At 70.5% G+C, this 19613-nt stretch carries 18 protein-coding genes; 7 read left to right on the top strand and 11 right to left on the bottom strand.

Features of this window, described 5'->3' with window-relative positions:
• Positions 1-106: 106 nt before the first annotated feature.
• Positions 107-982, top strand: a complete 876-nt coding sequence (locus tag AB4Z46_RS00465; RefSeq protein WP_442281506.1) for a branched-chain amino acid ABC transporter permease — start codon at positions 107-109, stop codon at positions 980-982.
• A 22-nt stretch (positions 983-1004) separates the two neighbouring features.
• A complete protein-coding gene (locus AB4Z46_RS00460) occupies positions 1005-1994 on the top strand; it encodes a branched-chain amino acid ABC transporter permease (protein WP_442281505.1) in 990 nt (329 codons plus the stop codon).
• 58 nt (positions 1995-2052) lie between these two features.
• Here AB4Z46_RS00460 and AB4Z46_RS00455 read toward each other — a convergent pair whose 3' ends face one another.
• Genes AB4Z46_RS00455 through AB4Z46_RS00440 form a run of 4 tightly spaced genes read right to left on the bottom strand, consistent with a single transcriptional unit; the run spans position 2053 to position 7319 of the window.
• Positions 2053-3132: a lipocalin-like domain-containing protein gene (locus AB4Z46_RS00455; protein WP_442281504.1), complete on the bottom strand. Its 1080-nt coding sequence runs from the start codon at positions 3130-3132 to the stop codon at positions 2053-2055.
• Positions 3133-3134: 2 nt separating this feature from the next.
• A complete protein-coding gene (locus AB4Z46_RS00450) occupies positions 3135-5696 on the bottom strand; it encodes an ABC transporter permease (RefSeq protein ID WP_442281503.1) in 2562 nt (853 codons plus the stop codon).
• Between the two features lie 28 nt (positions 5697-5724).
• Positions 5725-6966 carry an RNA polymerase sigma factor gene (locus tag AB4Z46_RS00445; RefSeq protein WP_442281502.1) on the bottom strand — a complete coding sequence of 414 codons (1242 nt, stop codon included), beginning with the start codon at positions 6964-6966 and terminating at the stop codon, positions 5725-5727.
• Entirely contained in the window at positions 6963-7319 is a 357-nt protein-coding gene (locus AB4Z46_RS00440) for a YciI family protein (protein ID WP_442281501.1), read from the bottom strand. Before AB4Z46_RS00440 ends, AB4Z46_RS00445 begins: the two co-directional genes overlap by 4 nt.
• A gap of 127 nt (positions 7320-7446) precedes the next feature.
• Here AB4Z46_RS00440 and AB4Z46_RS00435 point away from each other — a divergent pair, with 127 nt between their 5' ends.
• Complete coding sequence (locus AB4Z46_RS00435) at positions 7447-8412, top strand: threo-3-hydroxy-L-aspartate ammonia-lyase (protein WP_442281500.1); 966 nt, start codon at positions 7447-7449, stop codon at positions 8410-8412.
• 16 nt (positions 8413-8428) lie between these two features.
• On the opposite strand, the gene AB4Z46_RS00430 is transcribed toward AB4Z46_RS00435, so the two are convergent.
• The 5 genes from AB4Z46_RS00430 to mutL all read right to left on the bottom strand — a co-directional run bounded on the left by AB4Z46_RS00430 (position 8429) and on the right by mutL (position 14315).
• Positions 8429-9085, bottom strand: coding sequence for an ABC transporter ATP-binding protein (locus AB4Z46_RS00430; RefSeq protein ID WP_442281499.1), 657 nt, complete (start codon positions 9083-9085; stop codon positions 8429-8431).
• Positions 9082-10029 (bottom strand): tRNA (adenosine(37)-N6)-dimethylallyltransferase MiaA, encoded by a 948-nt coding sequence (gene miaA / locus AB4Z46_RS00425; protein ID WP_442281498.1) that lies wholly within the window; start codon positions 10027-10029, stop codon positions 9082-9084. Before miaA ends, AB4Z46_RS00430 begins: the two co-directional genes overlap by 4 nt.
• Entirely contained in the window at positions 10019-11263 is a 1245-nt protein-coding gene (locus AB4Z46_RS00420) for a multidrug effflux MFS transporter (RefSeq protein WP_442281497.1), read from the bottom strand. The genes miaA and AB4Z46_RS00420 overlap by 11 nt, the downstream gene beginning before the upstream one ends.
• Positions 11264-11307: 44 nt before the next feature.
• A complete protein-coding gene (locus AB4Z46_RS00415; RefSeq protein ID WP_442281496.1) occupies positions 11308-12273 on the bottom strand; it encodes an alpha/beta hydrolase in 966 nt (321 codons plus the stop codon).
• Positions 12274-12464: 191 nt separating this feature from the next.
• The gene (gene mutL / locus AB4Z46_RS00410) at positions 12465-14315 is read right to left on the bottom strand and encodes a DNA mismatch repair endonuclease MutL (RefSeq protein WP_442281495.1); all 1851 of its coding nucleotides are present in this window, start codon (positions 14313-14315) and stop codon (positions 12465-12467) included.
• Positions 14316-14364: 49 nt separating this feature from the next.
• Between mutL and AB4Z46_RS00405 the strand changes: the two genes are divergently transcribed.
• A complete protein-coding gene (locus AB4Z46_RS00405; RefSeq protein ID WP_442281494.1) occupies positions 14365-15012 on the top strand; it encodes a DedA family protein in 648 nt (215 codons plus the stop codon).
• A gap of 70 nt (positions 15013-15082) precedes the next feature.
• Here the strand turns inward: AB4Z46_RS00405 and AB4Z46_RS00400 are convergent, their stop codons facing one another.
• Both AB4Z46_RS00400 and AB4Z46_RS00395 read right to left on the bottom strand, forming a co-directional pair.
• Entirely contained in the window at positions 15083-15379 is a 297-nt protein-coding gene (locus tag AB4Z46_RS00400) for a glycine zipper domain-containing protein (RefSeq protein WP_442281493.1), read from the bottom strand.
• A 132-nt stretch (positions 15380-15511) separates the two neighbouring features.
• Positions 15512-15988, bottom strand: coding sequence for an Lrp/AsnC family transcriptional regulator (locus AB4Z46_RS00395; protein ID WP_442281492.1), 477 nt, complete (start codon positions 15986-15988; stop codon positions 15512-15514).
• Between the two features lie 170 nt (positions 15989-16158).
• Here AB4Z46_RS00395 and metC point away from each other — a divergent pair, with 170 nt between their 5' ends.
• From metC to AB4Z46_RS00380, 3 genes are read left to right on the top strand one after another with little or no spacing between them, the layout of a single operon-like run.
• A complete protein-coding gene (gene metC / locus AB4Z46_RS00390; RefSeq protein WP_442281491.1) occupies positions 16159-17361 on the top strand; it encodes a cystathionine beta-lyase in 1203 nt (400 codons plus the stop codon).
• A 22-nt stretch (positions 17362-17383) separates the two neighbouring features.
• Positions 17384-18697 carry an NAD(P)/FAD-dependent oxidoreductase gene (locus AB4Z46_RS00385; protein ID WP_442281490.1) on the top strand — a complete coding sequence of 438 codons (1314 nt, stop codon included), beginning with the start codon at positions 17384-17386 and terminating at the stop codon, positions 18695-18697.
• 23 nt (positions 18698-18720) lie between these two features.
• The gene (locus AB4Z46_RS00380; RefSeq protein ID WP_442281489.1) at positions 18721-19605 is read left to right on the top strand and encodes a VOC family protein; all 885 of its coding nucleotides are present in this window, start codon (positions 18721-18723) and stop codon (positions 19603-19605) included.
• Positions 19606-19613 lie beyond the last annotated feature (8 nt).

Raw genomic sequence — 19613 nt, 5'->3', positions numbered from 1 at the left:
CGCGCGTCCCCGGGCCTGGCGCACTTCGTATCGCCTCGCCCAGCCCCGCCGGGAGGGGGATGACCCCCTTCGGGCAGCCGTGCGCGGCGGCCTCTTCGAACAGCCTATGAACATCTCGCTTCCTGCCTTGTTGAGCCAGCTCCTTCTGGGGCTGGTCAACGGGTCGTTCTACGCGATCCTGAGCCTCGGGCTTGCAGTGATCTTCGGCCTGCTCAACGTCATCAACTTCGCGCACGGCGCGCTGTTCATGCTCGGCGCGGTGCTGACCTGGATGGCGATGAATTATTTCGACGTCAACTACTGGGTGATGCTGGCAGTGGCGCCGGTCATCGTGGGCCTGTTCGGCATCCTCATCGAACGCCTGCTGCTGCGCTGGATCTACAAGCTCGACCATCTGTACGGCCTCCTGCTCACGCTCGGGCTCACGCTGCTGATCGAGGGCGTGTTCCGCTCGGTCTACGGCGTCTCGGGCCTGGCCTACGACACGCCCGACGCGCTCGCGAGCGCCACCGACCTCGGCTTCATGATCCTGCCCAACTACCGGGCCTGGGTGGTGGTGGCTTCGCTGGTGGTCTGCTTCGCGACCTGGTTCGTGATCGAGAAGACGCGGCTCGGCGCCTACCTGCGCGCCGGTACCGAGAACCCGCGGCTGGTCGAGGCCTTCGGCGTCAACGTGCCGCTGATGATCACGCTGACCTACGGCTTCGGTGTCGCGCTGGCGGCCTTCGCGGGCGTGCTGGCGGCGCCGGTGATCCAGGTCTCGCCGCTGATGGGCCAGAACCTGATCATCGTGGTGTTCGCGGTCGTGGTGATCGGTGGCATGGGCTCGATCATGGGCGCCATCCTCACCGGGCTCGGGCTCGGTGTCATCGAAGGCCTGACCAAGGTGTTCTATCCCGAGGCCTCCTCGACCGTCGTGTTCGTGATCATGGTGATCGTGCTGCTCATCCGGCCGGCCGGCCTGTTCGGCAAAGAGAAATGACGCGGCCCCAACGCATAGAGCCATGAGAAAAATCACCCCTGTTGTCTACGCGCTGCTGCTGATCGCGCTCGTCGTCGCACCCTTCGTGGGCGCCTACCCGGTGTTCGTGATGAAGCTGATGTGCTTCGCGCTGTTCGCCTCGGCCTTCAACCTGCTGCTGGGCTACACCGGCCTGCTGTCCTTCGGCCATGCGGCTTTCCTCGGCGGTTCGGCCTACGTGGCCGGCCATGCGATGAAGGTCTGGGGCCTGACGCCCGAGCTCGGCCTCATCGCCGGCACCGCGGCCGGTGCCTTCCTGGGCTGGATCTTCGGCCTGCTGGCGATCCGCCGCCAGGGCATCTACTTCGCGATGATCACGCTGGCGCTGGCCCAGATGGTGTTCTTCGTCGCGCTGCAGGCCAAGTTCACCGGCGGCGAAGACGGCCTGCAGGGCGTGCCGCGCGGCAAGCTCTTCGGCCTGATCGACCTGCAGAGCGACCTCACGATGTACTACGTCACGCTGGTGATCGTGGTGGCCGCCTTCCTGCTGATCGTGCGCACCATCCATTCGCCCTTCGGACAGGTGTTGAAGGGCATCAAGGAGAACGAGCCGCGCGCGCTGTCTCTGGGCTACGACGTCAGCCGCTTCAAGCTGCTGGCCTTCGTGATCTCGGCCGCGCTGTCGGGCCTCGCGGGCTCGCTCAAGACGCTGGTGCTGGGCTTCGCGACGCTGTCCGACGTGCACTGGAGCGCATCGGGCCAGGTGATCCTGATGACGCTGGTGGGCGGCCTGGGCACGCTGTCGGGTCCGCTGGTGGGCTCGGCCGTGGTGGTGCTGCTCGAGAACAAGATCGGCGAATTCGGCCACCTGCTGGCGCGCCTCACGACCATCGACTGGTTCAACACCCTGGGCGAGTCGGTGACCATGGTGACGGGCCTGATCTTCGTGGTCTGCGTGCTGGCCTTCCGGCGCGGGATCATGGGCGAGATCATCGCCTTCATCGATCGGCGGCGCGGGGTGGCGAAGGGCTGAACGTGCCCCCGCGCCTCGGGAGCGACCCGGCGCCGGCCCTGAGCCTCCGGCCTCGCGTTCAAAGCCGCAGCGGCTGCGCGTAACCCGTGAGCTCGAGGTAGCCGCGGCCCACCGGCTTGCCGCTTGCATCCAGCAATTCGCTCAGGCCTTCCCAGTACACCGTGCCGGTCGAGCCCTGGCCGTCGAGCTCCTGGTCGTCGAGCAGGGCCCGCACCGTGAACGCACCGGCCGGCGTCTCGATGCGCCATCGCGTCGGATAGGCGGCGCGCGTGCGCGGGCTGGTCCAGTGGGCCTGGGCCTCGAAGCGCAGCGCCTCGGGGCCGAACACCTGCAGCCGGCCGTCGGCCGTGCGCAGCGAGCCGCCGTGCCACAGCGCGGAGCCGTCGCGGCGCCGCAGCCTGAAGGCCGTCAGCGCGCTGCCGTCGAACAGGTTCATGCCGATCCAGTCCCAGCCGACCGCCTCGGGATGCATCAGCGCCTCGCTCCACTCGTGGTCGAGCCAGGCGCGGCCCAGCACTTCGAAGCGCCGGCCCTGGACGGTCAGACTGCCCGAGGCCGCGAGCTGCGGCTCGCTGTAGTAGTAGCTGGCCTGCTCGGGCTCGGGGCCCTTGCGCGAGAGGCCGGCGCTGCCCTGCAGCAGCACCGGCTGGGTCGAAGCGAAGCGCAGGTCGATCGCGAAGCCCGTGGCCGGCAGCCGTGCCGCGTAGCCCGCGCCGTCGCGCTGCAGCGACCAGTCGCGCAGGCGGATGTCGGTGTCGGCTTCGGAGACGGATGCCACGCCGAAGCCTTCGCGCGCGATGCGCTGGTCGTGCCACAGCTTGCGGCCTTCGAGATCGGTGATCGCCGCATGCGCGAAGATYAGCTGCTTCGCCGCAAAGGCGGAATGCATGGCCTGCGTGGCGTCGATGCGCGAGCGGAAGAAGGTCAGCTGGAAGCCGAACTCGCGCGCAGCGCTGTTCGCATGGCCGGTGATGTACCACCACTCGGTGCGCAGCCCGGAGTGGCTGCCGAAGTCGCGCGGGAACTGCAAGGCACGCGGCGGCAGCGCCCAGGCCGCCGGGACCGCGAGCGTCGCCAGCAACACGGCGCGACGCGACCAGCCGCGGGCTCCCGGGGTGGGTGCATTCAGGGGCGGCATCGTCACCAGTCCTCCTTGACCGCCATCACGGCGTCGTGGCCCGCGGCCGCGCGGCCGGCAAGCCAGGCCGTGACCGTGCCGGCCGCGACCACCGCCGCGCACAGCGCGGCCAGCCGCGCCCAGGGCACCTGCAGGTCCATGGTCCAGTGGAAGCTCTGTGGGTTGACCACGTGCACCAGCACCACCGACACCGCGAGCCCGAGCACCAGCCCGGCGACGGCGCCGATCGCGGTCCAGGCTGCGCCTTCGCCGGCGACGATCGCGAGCACCTGCCGGCGCGTGAAGCCCAGGTGCGCGAGCAGGCCGAACTCCTTGCGCCGCGCCAGCACCTGGGCGCTGAAGCTGGCCGCGATGCCGAACAGGCCGATCGCGATCGCCACCGCCTGCAGCCAATAAGTGACCGCGAAGCTGCGGTCGAAGATGCGCAGCGAGGTGGCGCGGATCTGGGCCACCGAGGACATCTCGATCGGCTCGGCCACGCCGAGTTCGCGCGCGGCCAGCGCCCGCACCGCTTCCTGCACCGAGCCCTCGGCCGCGCCGGGCGCGAGCCACAGTGCGACGTCGCTGACTCCGGCCTCGCCAGTCAGGCGCTCGAAGTCGCGGGCGTCCATCGTGACGGCGCCGAACTGCCGCACGTAGTCGCGCCAGATGCCGGCGACGAAGAACACCGGCGCCGCGCCGGGGCGGTCGCGCCGCGGGCCCCAGGCACGCGCCAGCGGCTCGAAGGCGGTGCCGGGGCGGGCGCCGTAGAGCTCGACCATTGCCTCGCTGACGTAGATCCCGACCTGTCCGGCCGGCACCGGCAGTGCGGCGCCGATCAGCGGCAGCGAACGCCCGACGTCGTCGTCCAGGCTGCGCGCGATCAGCGTCACCGCGGGCCGCGACGGATCGATCAGCAGCGCGCGGGTGCGCAGCGTCCCGGTGCGCGCCACGCCGGGCAACTGCGCCAGCGCCTGCACGAAGGCCGGCGCGAAGAGGGCCTGCTCGCTGCCCGATCCCGCGCCGGCGGCGTTGCGCAGGTACAGGTCGGCCGGCAGCACGATGTCGAGCCAGTGCGTGACCGAGTCGCGAAAGCTCGCGACCATCACGGTGAGCGCGACGGCGAGACTCAGGCTCGCGACCACGCCGCTCACCGCCACCGCGGCGGTGCCGCGCATGCGCCGGGCGCGTTCGATCGCCAGCAGCGGCAGCAGGCGCCGCGCGGCCAGCGGCGCGAGCCGGTCATAGACCCCCGCGATCAGCCACGGCAGCGCGCCGATGCCGCCGACCAGCAGGAAGCCGACCGACAGATAGGCGGCGATCGGGATGCCGAAGATCGCCGGCGCCGCGGCCAGGGCGACGCCGGCGGCGATCAGCAGCAGCGCGATGCGATGCGCGCCGCCACTCGCCGGCGCGGCGCCCAGGCCCTTGAGCGTCTGCGCCTCGGGCAGGGCCTGCGCGGCGCGCGCCGGCCACCAGCCGCCGACGCCGGCCGCGATCACGCCGAGCGTGCCGTAGGTCCAGGCCGCGCCCCAGCTCCAGCGCAGGGTCGGCGCGACGCCGTCGAAATAGCCGCCGCCGAGGTCGCCCCCCAGCAGCTTCAGCGCCAGCAGGGCGAGCGCCGCGCCGAGGGCGATGCCCGCGGCGCTGCCGATCAGCCCGAGCACCAGCGACTCGGCCAGCACCAGCCGCAGGCGCTCGCGCGGCGTGAGGCCGAGCACGCCGAGCAGCGCGAACTGTTGCGCGCGCTTGGCGACGCTCAGCGCGAGCACCGAGAACACCAGGAAGGCGCCGGTGAACAGCGCCACCAGCGCCAGCACCGTGAGGTTCACGCGGTAGGCGCGCGAGAGGTTGCTGACGCGCTCGGCCGCATCGCCCGGCTCGGCGATCTGGATGCCTGGCGGCCAGTCGGGCGACTGCTGCAGCGAGCGGATGAAGGCCGCGTGTTCGGTGCCCGGCGCCAGCCGCAGGTCGATGCGCGTGAGCTGTCCGGCGCGGCCGAACAGGTCCTGGGCGGCGCCGATGTCCATCACCGCCAGCGCGCCGCCGCCGGCCGCGACCTGGCCGGCGACCTGCAGCGACTGCCATTGCGTGCCGACGCGCAACCGAAGCTGCGTGGCGTCGTCGCCGACGGCCTTGCGCGCGGCGGCATTGAGAAAGACCTGGCGCGGCGCGAAGAGCGAGAAACGGTCGCCGGCTTCGGCGGGGCGCGGCATCAGTGCCGGCGCGATGGTCGGCAGCGCGAGCGCGTCGATGCCGACGACCCGCAGCGGCAGCCGGCGCTCGCCGACCTGCGCGACGCTTTGCAGTTCGAGCACGGGGCTGGCCAGGGCGACCCCCGGATGCCGGGCCACCCGCGCGAAGACGGCCTCGTCGAAGCCGCCCTGCGCGGCGCGCAGTTCGAGGTCGGGCTGGCCGTTGACCGAGCGCACCGCGCTCGAGAATTCGTCGAGCGCCGAGGCATTGATCAATTGCACCGAAAAGGCCAGCGCGACGCCCAGCATCACGGCGACGACCGCGGCCGCGTTGCGCCACGGATGGTGGCGCAGTTCCTGCCACGAGAAGCTGAACAGCAGGGCCCTCATGCGGCCCATTCTGCGCGATGCGCGCGGGTCACAGGCGCTCGGACGCGGCGGCCAGCCAGGCGCGGATCGCCGGGCTGGTGCTGAGGCCGGCTGCGCGGGCATAGGCCTGTCGCGCTGCGGCAGCCTGGCCGCTGCGGCCCAGCAGGTGCGCGCGCGCAGCCCAGAAGGGCTGGTAGTTCGCGACCTCGACCGGCGCCATGGCATCGAGCGCCCGCAGGCCGGCCGCCGGCGTTTCCGCCTCGGCCACGGCACAGGCGCGGCCGACCTGCGCGCCGGTGCTCGGGCGCAGCGCAATCAGGCCGTCATAGAGCGCGACCAGTGCATCGGCTGGCACCTGCGCGCCGAGGCGTCGCGCGCAATGGGCCGACTGGATCGCGGCCTCGATCTGGTAGGCGCCGAGCGCCTCGAGGCTGGCGGCGCTCTGCAGCGCCTGCTCGGCCTGCCCGCGCAGTTGCGGGTTCCAGCGCGCGACGTCCTGCTGGTCCAGCGGCACGTAGTCGCCGGCGGTGCTGCGCCTCGCCGCGGCGCGGCTTTCGCAGAACAGCATCAGCGCCAGCAGGCCCAGCGGTTCGGGTTCCCGCGGCAGCAGGCCGCAGAGGATGCGGCAGAGGTCGATCGCCTCGGCAGTGAGCCCGCGCTGCGAGGCGTCGGCGCCGTCGACTTCGTCCCAGCCGGTGCCGTAGGCCGCGTAGATGCCGTCGAGCACGTCCTGCAGCCGCTGCGGCAGGTCGTTGGCGCGCGGGAACTCGAACGGAATGCCGGCTGCCCGGATGCGTGCCTTGGCCCGCACCAGGCGCTGGCCGAGCGTGGCCGGCGCGCTCAGGAAGGCGCCGGCCATGCGGGCGGCGTCCAGGCCGAGCACGGTCTGCAGCATCAGGGGCGCGCGCGCCGCGGCATCGATGGCCGGATGGGCGCAGACGAAGAATAGGCGCAGCCGCTCGTCGGGCACGGTCTCGCCGCTGTCCGCGTCCTCCTCGATCTGGTCGGCCAGCAGCAGCAGGGTCTGCGTCGCCTCGTCCTGCACCCGGCTGTGGCGCCAGGCGTCGAGCGTGCGGTGGCGTGCCACCTGCAGCAGCCAGGCCTCCGGCATCGCCGGCACGCCGTCCGCGGGCCAGCGCTCGAGCGCCCGCGCGAAGGCGTCGGCCAGCGCGTCCTCCGAGGCCGCGATGTCGCGCGTGCGCGCCGACAGGATGGCGACCAGCCGGCCATACGACTGGCGCGCCGCCCGCTCGGCCGCCGAGCGGGCCTCCCGGACGGCCTCGTCCGTCACATCGTGGGTGCCGTGAACACCGGCCGCACCTCGACGCCACCGGTGCTGGCGCAGGGCGCGCGCGCGGCCCACTCGAGGGCGGTGTCGAGGTCCGGGACCTCGATCACGAAGTAGCCGCCGAGCTGCTCCTTGCTGTCGGCGAAGGGCCCGTCCTGCACCTGGCGCTTGTCGCCGCGCACCCGCAGCGTGGTGCCGGTCATCGGCGGTTGCAGGCCGTGGCCGCTGAGCGTGACGCCCGACTGGCGGATCGCGCCCACGTAGTCCATCCAGCCGGCCCGGTAGGCTTGGGCTGCTGCCTCGTCGCGCTGGTCGAACTCGGACTGGGGTTGGTAGAACATCAGCATGTATTGCATGGAACCTCCGCGAAGAAAACACACGAGCAGGATCGCTCACTGCAATGACGGCGCACCGGCGGGCATTTCGACAGTGTGCGACAGGAAGCATGCCTTTTTCGATCGCCGCCGCGCTAAGCTCGTCGCCATGCAGACACTTCCGACCTACGACGACGTGATCGCCGCGGCCGCGCGGCTCGAAGGGCATGCGCACCGCACGCCGGTGCTGCGCTCGCGCACCGCCGACGCCCGCTGGGGCGCGCAGTTCTTCTTCAAGTGCGAGAACTTCCAGCGCATGGGCGCCTTCAAGTTCCGCGGCGCCTTCAATGCGCTGTCGAAGTTCGATGCCCGGCAGCGCCGGGCCGGCGCGATCGCCTTCTCGTCGGGCAACCATGCGCAGGCGGTCGCGCTGGCGGCGCGCATCCTCGGCATGCCGGCCGTGATCGTGATGCCCACCGATGCGCCGGCCGCCAAGCTCGCCGCCACGCGCGAGTACGGTGCCGAGGTGGTCCTCTACGACCGCTTCACCGAGGACCGCGAGGCGCTGACGCGGCGGCTGGCCGAGGAGCGCGGCATGACGCTGATCCCGCCCTACGACCATCCGGACGTGATCGCGGGCCAGGGCACGGCGGCGAAGGAACTGATCGAGGAGGCGGGTGCGCTCGACGCGCTCTACGTCTGCCTCGGCGGCGGCGGCCTGACCAGCGGATCGGCGCTGGCGGCGCGCGCGCTGGCGCCGGACTGCAAGGTCTACGGCGTCGAGCCCGAAGCCGGCAACGACGGCCAGCAGTCGCTGCGCGCCGGCCGCATCGTGCACATCGAAACCCCGAAGACCATTGCCGACGGCGCGCAGACCCAGCACCTGGGCGAGTACACCTTCGGCATCATCCGGCGCGATGTGAGCGACATCGTCACGGTCAGCGATGCGCAACTGGTCGATGCCATGCGCTTCTTCGCCGAGCGCATGAAGATGGTGGTCGAGCCGACGGGCTGCCTGGCCTTCGCGGCGGCCTGCGCGGCGGGTGAGGCGCTCGCTGGCAAGCGCGTGGGCGTCATCGTGAGCGGCGGCAACGTCGACCTGGCGCGCTTCGCCGCGCTGCTGTCCGCAGCCTAGGGCCTGTTCACAGGCCCTAGGCCCGAATCCCTTCGGCGCTCAGGTGCAGCACGCGGTCGGCGCGCGCCGCCGCGGCCTCGGAGTGCGTGACCAGCACCAGCGAGGCGCCGTGCTCGCGGGTCTGCGCCAGCAGCACGTCCATCACGCGCGTGGCGGTGGCGGGATCGAGGTTGCCGGTCGGCTCGTCGGCCAGCAGCAGCGCGGGCCGGTGCACCAGGGCGCGCGCGATCGCCACGCGCTGGAGCTGCCCGCCGCTCAGCTGCTGCGGCAGGCGTTCGCCGAGGCCGGCGAGGCCGACCGCATCGAGCATCCGGGCGACGCGCTCGGCGCCGGCCGGACCCTGTCGGCCCAGCAGCATCAGCGGCAGCGCGACGTTCTGCGCCACGTCCAGGTGCGGCAGCACGTGGAAGGCCTGGAACACGAAGCCGACATGCGCGCGCCGCCACAGCGCGCGCGCTTCGGCGTCGAGGGCGCCGATGTCGGTGCCGCCGTGCTGGACCGTGCCGGCATCCCAGCCGTCGAGGCCGGCCATGCAATTGAGCAAGGTCGATTTGCCGACGCCGGATTCGCCCACGATCGCGACGAATTCGCCGGCCGCGACCTCGAGCGACACGTGCTCGAACACCGGCAGCTCGCCATAGTGCTTGGCCAGGTCCGTGATGCGCAGCGTCATGAGAGGTCGGCGACGAGCCTGACGACCTGCGCGATGGCGTCGGGGGCTTCGGCCGCGATCACGCGGCGCTGCGGCATGCTGCGCAGCCAGGTCATCTGGCGTTTCGCGAGCTGGCGGGTGGCGGCGACGCCGCGTTCGCGCAGCTCGGTGATCGGCCAGGCGCCGTCCAGGGCTTCCCAGGTCTGGCGGTAGCCGACGCAGCGCATCGACGGCAGGTCCGCCGCCAGGTCGCCGCGCGCGCGCAGCGCCTGCACCTCGGCGATGAAGCCGGCGGAGAGCATCGCGTCGAAGCGCGCCGCGATGCGTTCGTTCAGCCACGCGCGATCGGTGGGCTCCAGGGACAGCAACGCGACCGCCGGCGTTCCTCGGCTCGCGCGGCCCGCGGCATGGAAGCTGGCCAGCGGCTGGCCGCTCGCGTGCCAGACCTCGAGCGCACGCTGGATGCGCTGGCCGTCGTTGGGCGCCAGCCGCGCCGCCGTGATCGCATCGACCTCCGCGAGGCGGGCGTGCATCGCCGGCCAGCCGAGCGCGGCGGCGTCGGCCTCGAGCTGCCGGCGCAGCGCGGGATCGGCCGCGGGCATCGCGTCGATGCCGTCGGCCAGCGCCTTGAAGTAGAGCATCGTGCCGCCCACCAGCAGCGGGAGCCTGCCGCGTGCCGCGATCTCGCCGATCAGGCGCCGGGCGTCCTCCACGAACGCGGCGGCGCTGTAGGCCTCGCGCGGATCGCGGATGTCGATCAGGTGGTGCGGGACTTCGGCGAGTTCGGCCGGGGTGGGCTTGGCGGTGCCGATGTCCATGCCGCGGTAGACCAGGGCCGAGTCGACGCTGACGATCTCGACCGGGCGTTGGCGGGCGATCGCCAGCGCCGCCGCGGTCTTGCCCGAGGCAGTGGGACCGGCGAGCGCCACGTAGCGCAATGCGTTCGGTGTCGGATCAGCGGCCACGCGGCTCCCCGTATTTGCGCACCAGGGTCCAGGCGACGGCGGCGATGCAGACGCTCCAGAACCAGACGCCGAGCGCCAGCGGCATCACGGTGCCGTCCATGCGCGCGCCGAGCCAGCCGCCGATGGCGAAGGCGGCCAGCATCATGAGGAAGCCGTTGAGCGCCGAGGCGGCACCCGCCGCCTGCGGAAACGGGCCGACCGCACCGGTCTGGCCGCAGGGCTGGTGGACGCCGTGCGCGATCATCACCAGCGTCTGCGGGCCGACGATGGCCGCGACCGACACCACGCCCGCCAGCGCCAGCAGCCCCATCGAGGTGCCGCCCGCGAGCGTCAGCCAGGCCGCCCGCGCAACGCTGCGGCGCACCCCGTGGCGGGCCAGCCAGCGCCGGCAGACGAAGGTGCCCGCGATGTAGGCCAGCGAGTTCCACAGCATCACGGCGCCGTATTGCGTCTTGCTGAGCCCGAGCACCTGGATGAACACGAAGGACGACGCGGCCAGGAAAGTGAACAGCAGCCCGTAGGACGCGGTGGTCAGTGCGCTGAAAGCCAGGAAGACCGGGTTGCGCAGCACCGTCGCCCAGGTGGCGACCAGCGTGGCGGCACGCAAGGCGTCGGGGTTGCGGCGCGGCAGGGTCTCGTTGAATCGCAGGGCGATCAGCGCCAGCGTGAGGGCGCCGAACACGGCGGGCACCAGCAGCGCGACGCGCCAGCCGAATAAGTCCGACACCAGCCCGCCCAGGGGCACGCAGAGGCAGGCGATGGTGCCCAGGCCGGTCAGGGCGCGCGACATCACGCGCGCGCCATCGGCCGGCTGGTAGAGGTCGCGCACGATCGCGCGCGCCGCCATCACGGCCGCGCCCATCGCGGCGCCCTGCAGGGTGCGCCAGACGATCAGCATCTCGATCGAGGGCGCCATGGCGCCGCCGATGCTGGCGGCCACGTAGCCGCCCAGGCCCCACAGCAGGACCGGCCGGCGGCCGAAGCGGTCGGACAACGGTCCGAGCACCAGCTGCGAGACACCGAAGGCCAGCAGCAGGGCGCTCAGCGTGAGCTGCGCGTGGGACATGCGGGCGCCGAAGTCGGCGGTCAGCGTGGGCAGCGCGGGCAGATAAAGGTCGGTCGTGACCGGCTGGATGCCCAGCAGCAGCGCCAGCATGAGGACGAGCGCGGCCGGCGACATGCTCGAGGCAGACGGCGCGGTGCGAGAAATGGCCGGTGCGACAGGAGGCGGCATGCGCCCAAGGTTAACAAAGGCGCCGCTGCCTGGCGCCGGCGCGCTCAGATCGCCTGGCCGGACAGGCGATGGGGCCGCAGGGCGGTCGTCTCGGGAGGCGCGGGCTGCGGCAATGGCGCGGGCTTGGGCGGCGCATCCGCGCCCGAGGCGGTCTCGACCGGCGGCTCCTTCATGCGGAACAGCTGCGACAGGGCCGCCCGGTACTGCGCCTGGCCGATCGAATTCGCATTGTGGTGCGAGCCGCCCTCGACCAGCACGAACATCTTCGGCACGGTCGCGGCGTCGTAGAGCTTGCGGCCCAGGGTCGGGTTGATCAGGCTGTCGGCCGCGCCATGCACCACCAGCAGCGGCGCGCCGATGTCCTTGACCTTGCTGATCGCCTCGAAGCGCTGGGTGATGAAGGGACCGAAGGGCAGCCAGCCCCACTTGAAGCTGCTGGCCACGTCGGCGATCGAGGTGAAGGTGCTCTCGACGATGGTGCCGCTCTCGTCGTTCACGCGCGACGCCAGGTCGATGCCGATCGCGCCGCCGAGGGAGTGGCCGAAGATGTAGCGCGCCTGCTTCGGGTGCCGGGCCGCGAGCCAGGCCCAGGCCGCGCGGGCGTCTTCGCGCGCCGAATCTTCCGAAGGCAATCCCTTGGAGCTCTTGCCGAAGCCGCGGTAGTCGATCGCCAGCACCGAGAAGCCCAGCTCGTGCATGCGGCGCATGCGAGGGGCCGAGCCGGCCACGTTGTAGCGCGCGCCGTGCAGGTAGAGCAGCACCGGCGTGTCCTCCGTTTCGGGGGCGCCGCCGAGCCACAGGCCGTGCAGACGCGCGGGCTCGCCGGTCAGGGAGGACTCGAAGTCGATCCAGACGTCGTCCATGCCCTGGCTCATGGCCTCCGAATTGCCCCAGCTGCGGTCGCTGGGCTGGAAGATCCACTCGCGCTGCTGCTCATCGAGGGTCGAACAGCCGCCGGCCAGCAGGGCGACCAGGGCGGTGGCGGATGCGAACAGGGACCAGGATTTCATGGAAGGCTGAAAGACAGGCGCGGGGGCCGGAAAGTTCAACGACAGATTCCATGCAACGTACGTGCCGGCTTGGGCGATGCCCCTGAAAACCCTTGGTTCTGAGCGCAACCAGGCGCAATTCAGCCAAATTTCATGCTTTTCGGGCCTCGGGCCTGATCAAAACCCGGTTTGTAAGCGGAGGAAAGAGAGCTTCAGCGCCCGCGCATGAAGAGCGCGTCGAGCTCGCGCACCGAAAGCTGGCGCCAGGTCGGGCGGCCGTGGTTGCACTGGTCGGAGCGTTCGGTGGCTTCCATCTGGCGCAGCAGGGCGTTCATCTCGTCGATGGTCAGCTTGCGGTTGGCGCGCACGGCGCCGTGGCAGGCCATGGTGGACAGCAGTTCGTTCTGGGCCCGCTGCACCACGGTGCTGGCGTCGTGGTGGGCGAGCTCGGCCAGCACGCTGCGCGCTAGCTCCACGGGATCGCCGTCGGCCAGGGTTCCGGGCACCGCACGCACCGCAAGTGTGCGCGGCGAGAACGGCGTGATCTCGAGGCCGAGCGCGGGCAGCACCGCGGCGCAGGCTTCGGCGGTGGCCACCTCCTGGGGCGTGGCGGCGAAGGTGGCCGGGATCAGCAGCGGCTGGCTGCTGATGGCGGCGCCGTCGAGCTGGGTCTTCAGGCGCTCGTAGACGATCCGCTCGTGCGCGGCATGCATGTCGACGATGACCAGCCCTTGATTGTTCTCGGCCAGGATGTAGATGCCCTGCAACTGGGCCAGCGCGCGGCCCAGGGGCCAGGCTTCGGCTTCGACGGCGGCGCCGGGACCTGCGCTGGGAGGCGCGGCGGCGAAAACCGGCGCGGCTTCCGAAGCGAATGCCGGCGCCGGGCTTTCCACCGACGTCTCGCGAGGCGCGACAGGCCACATGGCCGCCGCATCGCCGAGTCCGCGCTCGCCCGCGAAGTGCATCGCCGGCTGCGTCCATGAGGCCGAGGCCGGCGCCATGCGGGGCTTGAAGAAGGGTTCTGCCGGGGCCGCGGCCGCCTCGCCGGCCCGCGGGGCGGCCAGCGCGTCCTCGATCGCGTGGCGCACCGCCTGGTGCACCTCGCGGCCGTCGCGGAAGCGCACCTCGATCTTGGTCGGGTGCACGTTGACGTCGACCCGGGCCGGATCGATCTCGAGGTACAGCGCATAGACCGGCTGGCGCTGGCCGTGCAGCACGTCCTCGTAGGCGCTGCGCACCGCGTGGGCCAGCACCTTGTCGCGCACGAAGCGGCCGTTGACGTAGAAGAACTGCTGGTCGGCGCGCGAGCGCGCCGCATCGGGAATGCCGGCACGGCCGGTGACGCGCACCGGGCCGGCGCTGCGATCGACCGCCACGCTGTGGGCCACGAAGTCGTCGCCGAGCGTGTCGGCCAGACGCTGGTCGCGCGAGGCGGCGGCACGCCACTGCTCGACCAGGCGGCCCTCGTGCCAGATCGAAAAGCCGACCTCGGGACGCGCCAGCGCATGGCGCCGCACGGCCTCGATGCAGTGGGCGAGTTCGGTGGCGTCGGTCTTGAGGAACTTGCGCCGGGCCGGGGTGGCGAAGAACAGCTCGCGGACCTCGACCGTGGTGCCGGTGGCGCGCGCCACCGGCCGCAGTTCGCCGGTGCGGCCGTCGAGCGAGAAGGCGCTGTCGGCACCGGCGAAGCGCGACAGCACGCTGAGCTCGGCGATCGCATTGATGGCGGCCAGCGCCTCGCCGCGAAAGCCCATCGTGCCCACGGTCTCGAGGTCGCCCAGGCTGGCGATCTTGCTGGTGGCGTGCCGGCGCAGGGCCAGCGGGAGTTCCTCGCGCGGCAGGCCCAGGCCGTCGTCCTCGACCGAGATCAGCCGCACGCCGCCGGCCGAGAGCCGCAGCGTGATCTGCCTGGCGCCGGCGTCGAGCGCGTTGTCGAGCAGCTCGCGCACCACCGAGGCGGGCCGCTCGACCACTTCGCCGGCCGCGATCTGGCTGATCAGTTCGTCGGGGAGTTCGCGGATCGGCCGGCGCGCGCCGGCGGTGGAAGAAGGAAGAGCGCTCACGGGGACATTCTAGAAGGGCGCCCTCGTGCGCACCGGGATAATGCGCGCCATGGAAATCATCAGCTTTCTCATCGACTTCATCCTGCATGTCGACAAACACCTCGAGGCCTTCGTCATCGCCTACGGCCCCTGGGTCTACGCGCTGCTGTTCCTGATCGTGTTCGTCGAGACCGGGCTGGTGGTGATGCCCTTCCTGCCCGGCGATTCGCTGCTGTTCATCGTCGGCGCGCTGTGCGGCGCGGGCCTGATGAGCTTCGGGCTGGCGGTGCCGATCCTGCTGGCGGCCGCGATCCTGGGCGACCAGTGCAACTTCAGCATCGGGCGCTACTTCGGGCCGAAGGTGTTCCAGTGGGAGAACTCGCGCTTCTTCAACCGCAAGGCCTTCGACCAGGCGCATGCCTTCTATGAGCGCTTCGGCGGCGTCACGATCATCGCGGCGCGCTTCCTGCCCTTCATTCGCACCTTCGCCCCCTTCGTGGCGGGCGTGGCCGACATGACCCGCGGCAAGTTCACGCTGTTCAACGTGGCGGGTGCGCTGCTGTGGGTGCTGGGGCTGTGCACCATCGGCTATTTCTTCGGCAACCTGCCGATCGTCAAGGACAACCTCGAGAAGGTCATCTGGGCGCTGATCCTGGTGCCCGGGCTGATCGCGCTGTTCGGCGCCTGGCGCGCCCGCCGCACCTCGGCGGCGCGCTGAGCCCCTACGCGCCCCGCTCAAAGAAAAAGCGCACCCGCGGGTGCGCTTTTCGATTTCCACCCGGCCTCGCTCAGTAGTTCGGACCGTTGTTCGGGTAGTAGCTGTTCGGGGTGTAGTAGTTGCCCTGCGGGTAGTAGCGCTGCTGGTTCCGTTCGTCGACGCTGCGGCCCACCTGGTTGCCGATCAGGCCGCCGACGGCGGCGCCACCGACCGTGGCGGCCGTGTTGCCGCCGATTGCGTGGCCGATCACCGCGCCACCGACGGCACCGCCTGCCGTGCCGAGTTGCTGGTTCGGACCGCCCGCGCAGCCGGCCAGGGTCATGATGCCCGCGGCGGCGGCTGCCGAGATCCAGAGTCTTGTCGTCATATCGTCCACCTTTCAGTGATTGGTGGATTCATTGTTCGAGAAAGCGCGGCGTTGCATGTAGGAGCGGGCGCCGGTGTGTTGAGCGAATGCACATGCGCGGCCTGCGCGACAAGTCCCGCGAAGCTCACCGATTCAGTCGCTCCCTGACAGCGGGTTGCCGTCGACCGGGACTGCGGTCGAGTACTTGATCTCCTCCATCGCGAAGCTGGAACTGACGTCGAACATTTCGACCGAGTGGATCAGCTTGTGATAGACCGCATCCAGCCCCTCGATGTCACGCACCACCACACGCAACAGGTAGTCGATATCGCCGGTCATGCGATAGACCTCGACGATCTCGGGAATCTGCTGCACCACCGTGGCGAACCGCTCCAGCCAGGCGGCGTTGTGCTGGTTGGTGCGAACCGTGACGAAGGCGACGGCGCCGTAGCCCAGCTTCTTCGGATCGCAGAGAACGACCTGCTTTCGAATGACGCCATCCTTCTTCAGTCGCTGAATCCGTTTCCAGCACGGCGTGGCCGAAAGGTTCACTGCCTCGGCGATCTCGCCGATCGGCAGCGAGGCGTCTTCCTGCAGCAGCTGCAGGATCTTTCGGTCAATCGCATCCATCGCGTACATCCCATTTCGTGGAAGAAAAATCTCTCTGCAGTCATTTTCGAGAGTGATTTCGAAAGCATATTCTCGCTTGTCTCGAATAGCATTCTCCCATGACGAAATGAAGACCACCGTCGGCATTCGACGAATGCGACGGCGGTGCGTGACCAGGACACAGGGACCCCATGGAACGGAAAATCTACAGAGAAGACACTGAGGCCACCCGCGGCGGCAGGGATCGTGCGATATGCGGCCGGCTGGTGAACCCGCCGATCGCTCGGACCACCACGGTGCTCGCCAGCAATCTGGCCGAGTGGGAGCAGACCTGCCGCGAGCCGGTCACGGGCGATCCGACCAGGTACTACGGCCGCTTCGGCACGGTGACCACGCAGGCGCTGGAGCAGGCGATGGTGCAGCTCGAGGGAGGCCATCGCGCGATGCTGTTTCCGTCGGGGCTGGCGGCCTGCACCCACAGCCTGATGGCCTTCGCGCGGCCCGGCGACCATGTGCTGATCGTCGACACGGTGTACGGTCCGATCCGCCAGTTCGCCCACGGCACGCTGATTCCGTTCGGCATCGACGTGACCTTCTACGACCCGGGCATCGGGGCCGGCATCGAGGCGCTCGTGCGCGACAACACGCGGGTGATCTATCTTGAATCGCCGGGTTCGATGAGCTTCGAGATGCAGGACGTGCCGGCGATCTGCGCGGTCGCGAAGCGACGCGGCATCACGACCATGATCGACAACACCTGGGCCACGCCGCTCTATTTCAAGCCGCTGGCCCATGGGGTCGATATCTCGATCCATTCGGCGACCAAGTACATCTGCGGCCATTCCGATACCTTGCTCGGCATCGCGACCTGCAACCGCGAATCGTGGGATGCGCTGGCCAGCAGCGCCAGCAATTTCGGAGAAACGGCGAGCCCGGATGCCGCGTACGTGGCGTTGAGGGGGCTGCGCACCCTGCCGACGCGGCTGCGCCAGCACCATGCGTCGGGATTGCGGGTCGCCGAATGGCTGATGCGCCAACCCGAGGTCGCAAGCGTGTTGCATCCCGCGTTGGCCRGCGATCCGGGCCATGCGCTCTGGCAACGCGATTGCACGGGGGCCAGCGGGCTGTTCGGCTGTGTGCTGCACCCGGTGCCGCGCCAGGCATTCGCCGGGTTCATCGACAGCCTGGAGTTGTTCGGGCTTGGCGCCTCCTGGGGCGGCTTCGAGAGCCTGGTGGCACCGATCAATCTGAGCAACCTGCGCAGCAGTACGCGCTGGGCCCATGAAGGCCCGGCGGTGAGGCTTCACATCGGCCTCGAGGACACGGACGACCTGATCCAGGATCTTGCCGCGTCGTTCAGGGTGATGGGCGCCTTGTGTGCGCGTGCGGCATGAGCTGCCGCGTCAAGGAAGTCTGATGCCCACTGATTTTTTGAGTGCCTCCGTGGAGGGCACGGGATCTCTCTGGGCGACTGTCACGCCGCCTGGCCCTTCGTGCCCGACGCTGAACGGCACTGTGCACACCGATGCGATCGTCATCGGCGCCGGCTTCACGGGCCTGTCCACTGCGCTGAACCTGCGCAAGGCCGGCGTCGAGGTGGTCGTGATCGAGGCGGCCGAGCCGGGCTGGGGTGCCTCGGGGCGCAACAACGGCCAGGTGATTCCCACGCTGTCGCGCCCCGATCCCGACGACATCGAGGCGCGCCACGGAGCGGCCGGCGAACGCTTCGTGCGCCTGCTTCGCGATTGCGCATCGACCTTGTTCGACACCGTTCGCGAGCACGGCATCCAGGCCGAGGCCGAGCAGGCCGGCTGGGTTCAGCCGGTGCATTCGCCGGGCCGGATGGCGATCGCCGAACGGCGCGTCAGGCAATGGTCTCGACGCGGTGCACCGGTCGAGTTGCTCGATGCGGGCCAGGTGCAGAAGATGCTGGGTTCGCAGGCCTGGCATGGCGGCTTCTGGAATCGCAGCGGCGGTCACATCAATCCGCTGGCGCTGGCGCGTGGCCTCGCGCGGGCGGCGATCGAGGCCGGCGCGCGGATCTACGCGCAGACACCGGCACTCGACTTCGAGCGCCGGGAAGGACGCTGGGTGGTGCGCACGCCGTCGGGCGAAGTGCGCGCCCGTGCGCTGGTGCTCGCCACCAACACCTACACCGGCGAGTTCTCGAGCGCCCTGGCGCCGCGGATTGCGCGCGAGGTGATCCCCATCCGGTCGTGGCAGATGGCGACCCAGCCATTGCCCGAAAGCGTCCGGGCCACGGTGATTCCCGGCCGCCAGGCGCTCTCCGACACGCATGGCGAGCTGTACTTCGCGCGTTTCGACGCACGCCACCGGCTCATCACCGGCGGGGCGATCCTCCTGCCGTTCCATCGCGCCGATCGCCTGAGGGCCGCCGTGGGGGCACGGATCGAGCGGCTGTGGCCGCAGATCGGCGAGGTGCGCTTCGACTACGTCTGGAACGGCTACGTCGGGATGACGGACGATTTCATGCCGCGCTTTCACCGTCTCGGACCCGACGCGTGGGCCTGGGCCGGCTGCAATGGCCGTGCCGTCGGCCTGTCGGTCGCACTGGGCGGAGAGTTCGCGAAGGCGGTGCGCGGAGTGCCCGAGGCTGAACTGGCGCTGCCCTTCACCGAGCCGGCACCGCTGCCGTTGCACGGCATTGCCCGTCGCGTGGCGCCGCTGATGCTGCTGCGCTACCGGCGCCTGGACCGAATGGAAATCTGATCGCAATCAACTGGAGGTTCAGCATGCTCGCCAGCCTTGAAGGACTCGACCACCTCGTGGTGATGGTCCGCAATCTCGATGCCGCCGCCGACCGGTGGCGCGCCCTGGGCTTCACCCTTTCGCCGCGCGGCACCCACAGTGCGCATCTGGGCACCGGCAACTACACGATCATGTTCGGTGTCGACTATGTCGAGTTGCTGGGTGTCCTGCACGAGACGGAGCTGAACGCGCCGAGCCGTGCCTTTCTCGACCGGCGCGGCGAGGGCATAGAGCGCGCCGCCTTCACGACCAGCGACGCGGTGGCCGGGGTGAGCGCGCTGCGGGCCCGCGGCATCGACGCGCGGGCGCCGATCGAATTCAGCCGGCCGGTCGACCTGCCCGGTGGCCGTCGCGCAGAAGCCGCATTCAGCGTCTTTCACTGGCCGGTGGAACAACGGCCGGCGGACCTTCGCATCTTTGCCTGCCAGCATCACACGCGCGACACGGTCTGGATGCCCGGACTGCAGACGCACCCGAACACGGCCACCGGCCTCGCATGCGTCGAGATCGTGACGCCGACGCCGGCCGAGGCGGCGGCGCAACTGGCCGGCCTGATCGACGGCCGGGCCCAGCCGTGCGACGCCGGGGTCAGGGTGGCCACCGCGCCGGGGCGGGGCGACTTCCTGTTCCTGACCCAAGACGCCTTCATTGCACGCCGTCCCTCGGCACCGCGCGAGGCGCTGCCCGCCGAGGGTGTGGCGGCGCTGGTGCTGCACGTGGCGGATCTCGGCGCCGCCGCGCGCTCGGCCGGAGCGGCTGCCGTGGTCGGCGCGTCTTCGGTCACGGTGGGCGCCGACCGCGCGAGCGGCGCCATGGTCGTGTTCGAACCCCGCGACCCGATCGAACCCAAGTCAATCAACGAAAAGTAGAACTGGAG

It is taken from the genome of Variovorax sp. M-6, assembly GCF_052114385.1.
GTDB lineage: Bacteria > Pseudomonadota > Gammaproteobacteria > Burkholderiales > Burkholderiaceae_C > Variovorax.
The sequence above is the reverse complement of the archived record's forward strand: the minus strand, read 5'-3'. Positions and strand labels throughout refer to the sequence as shown.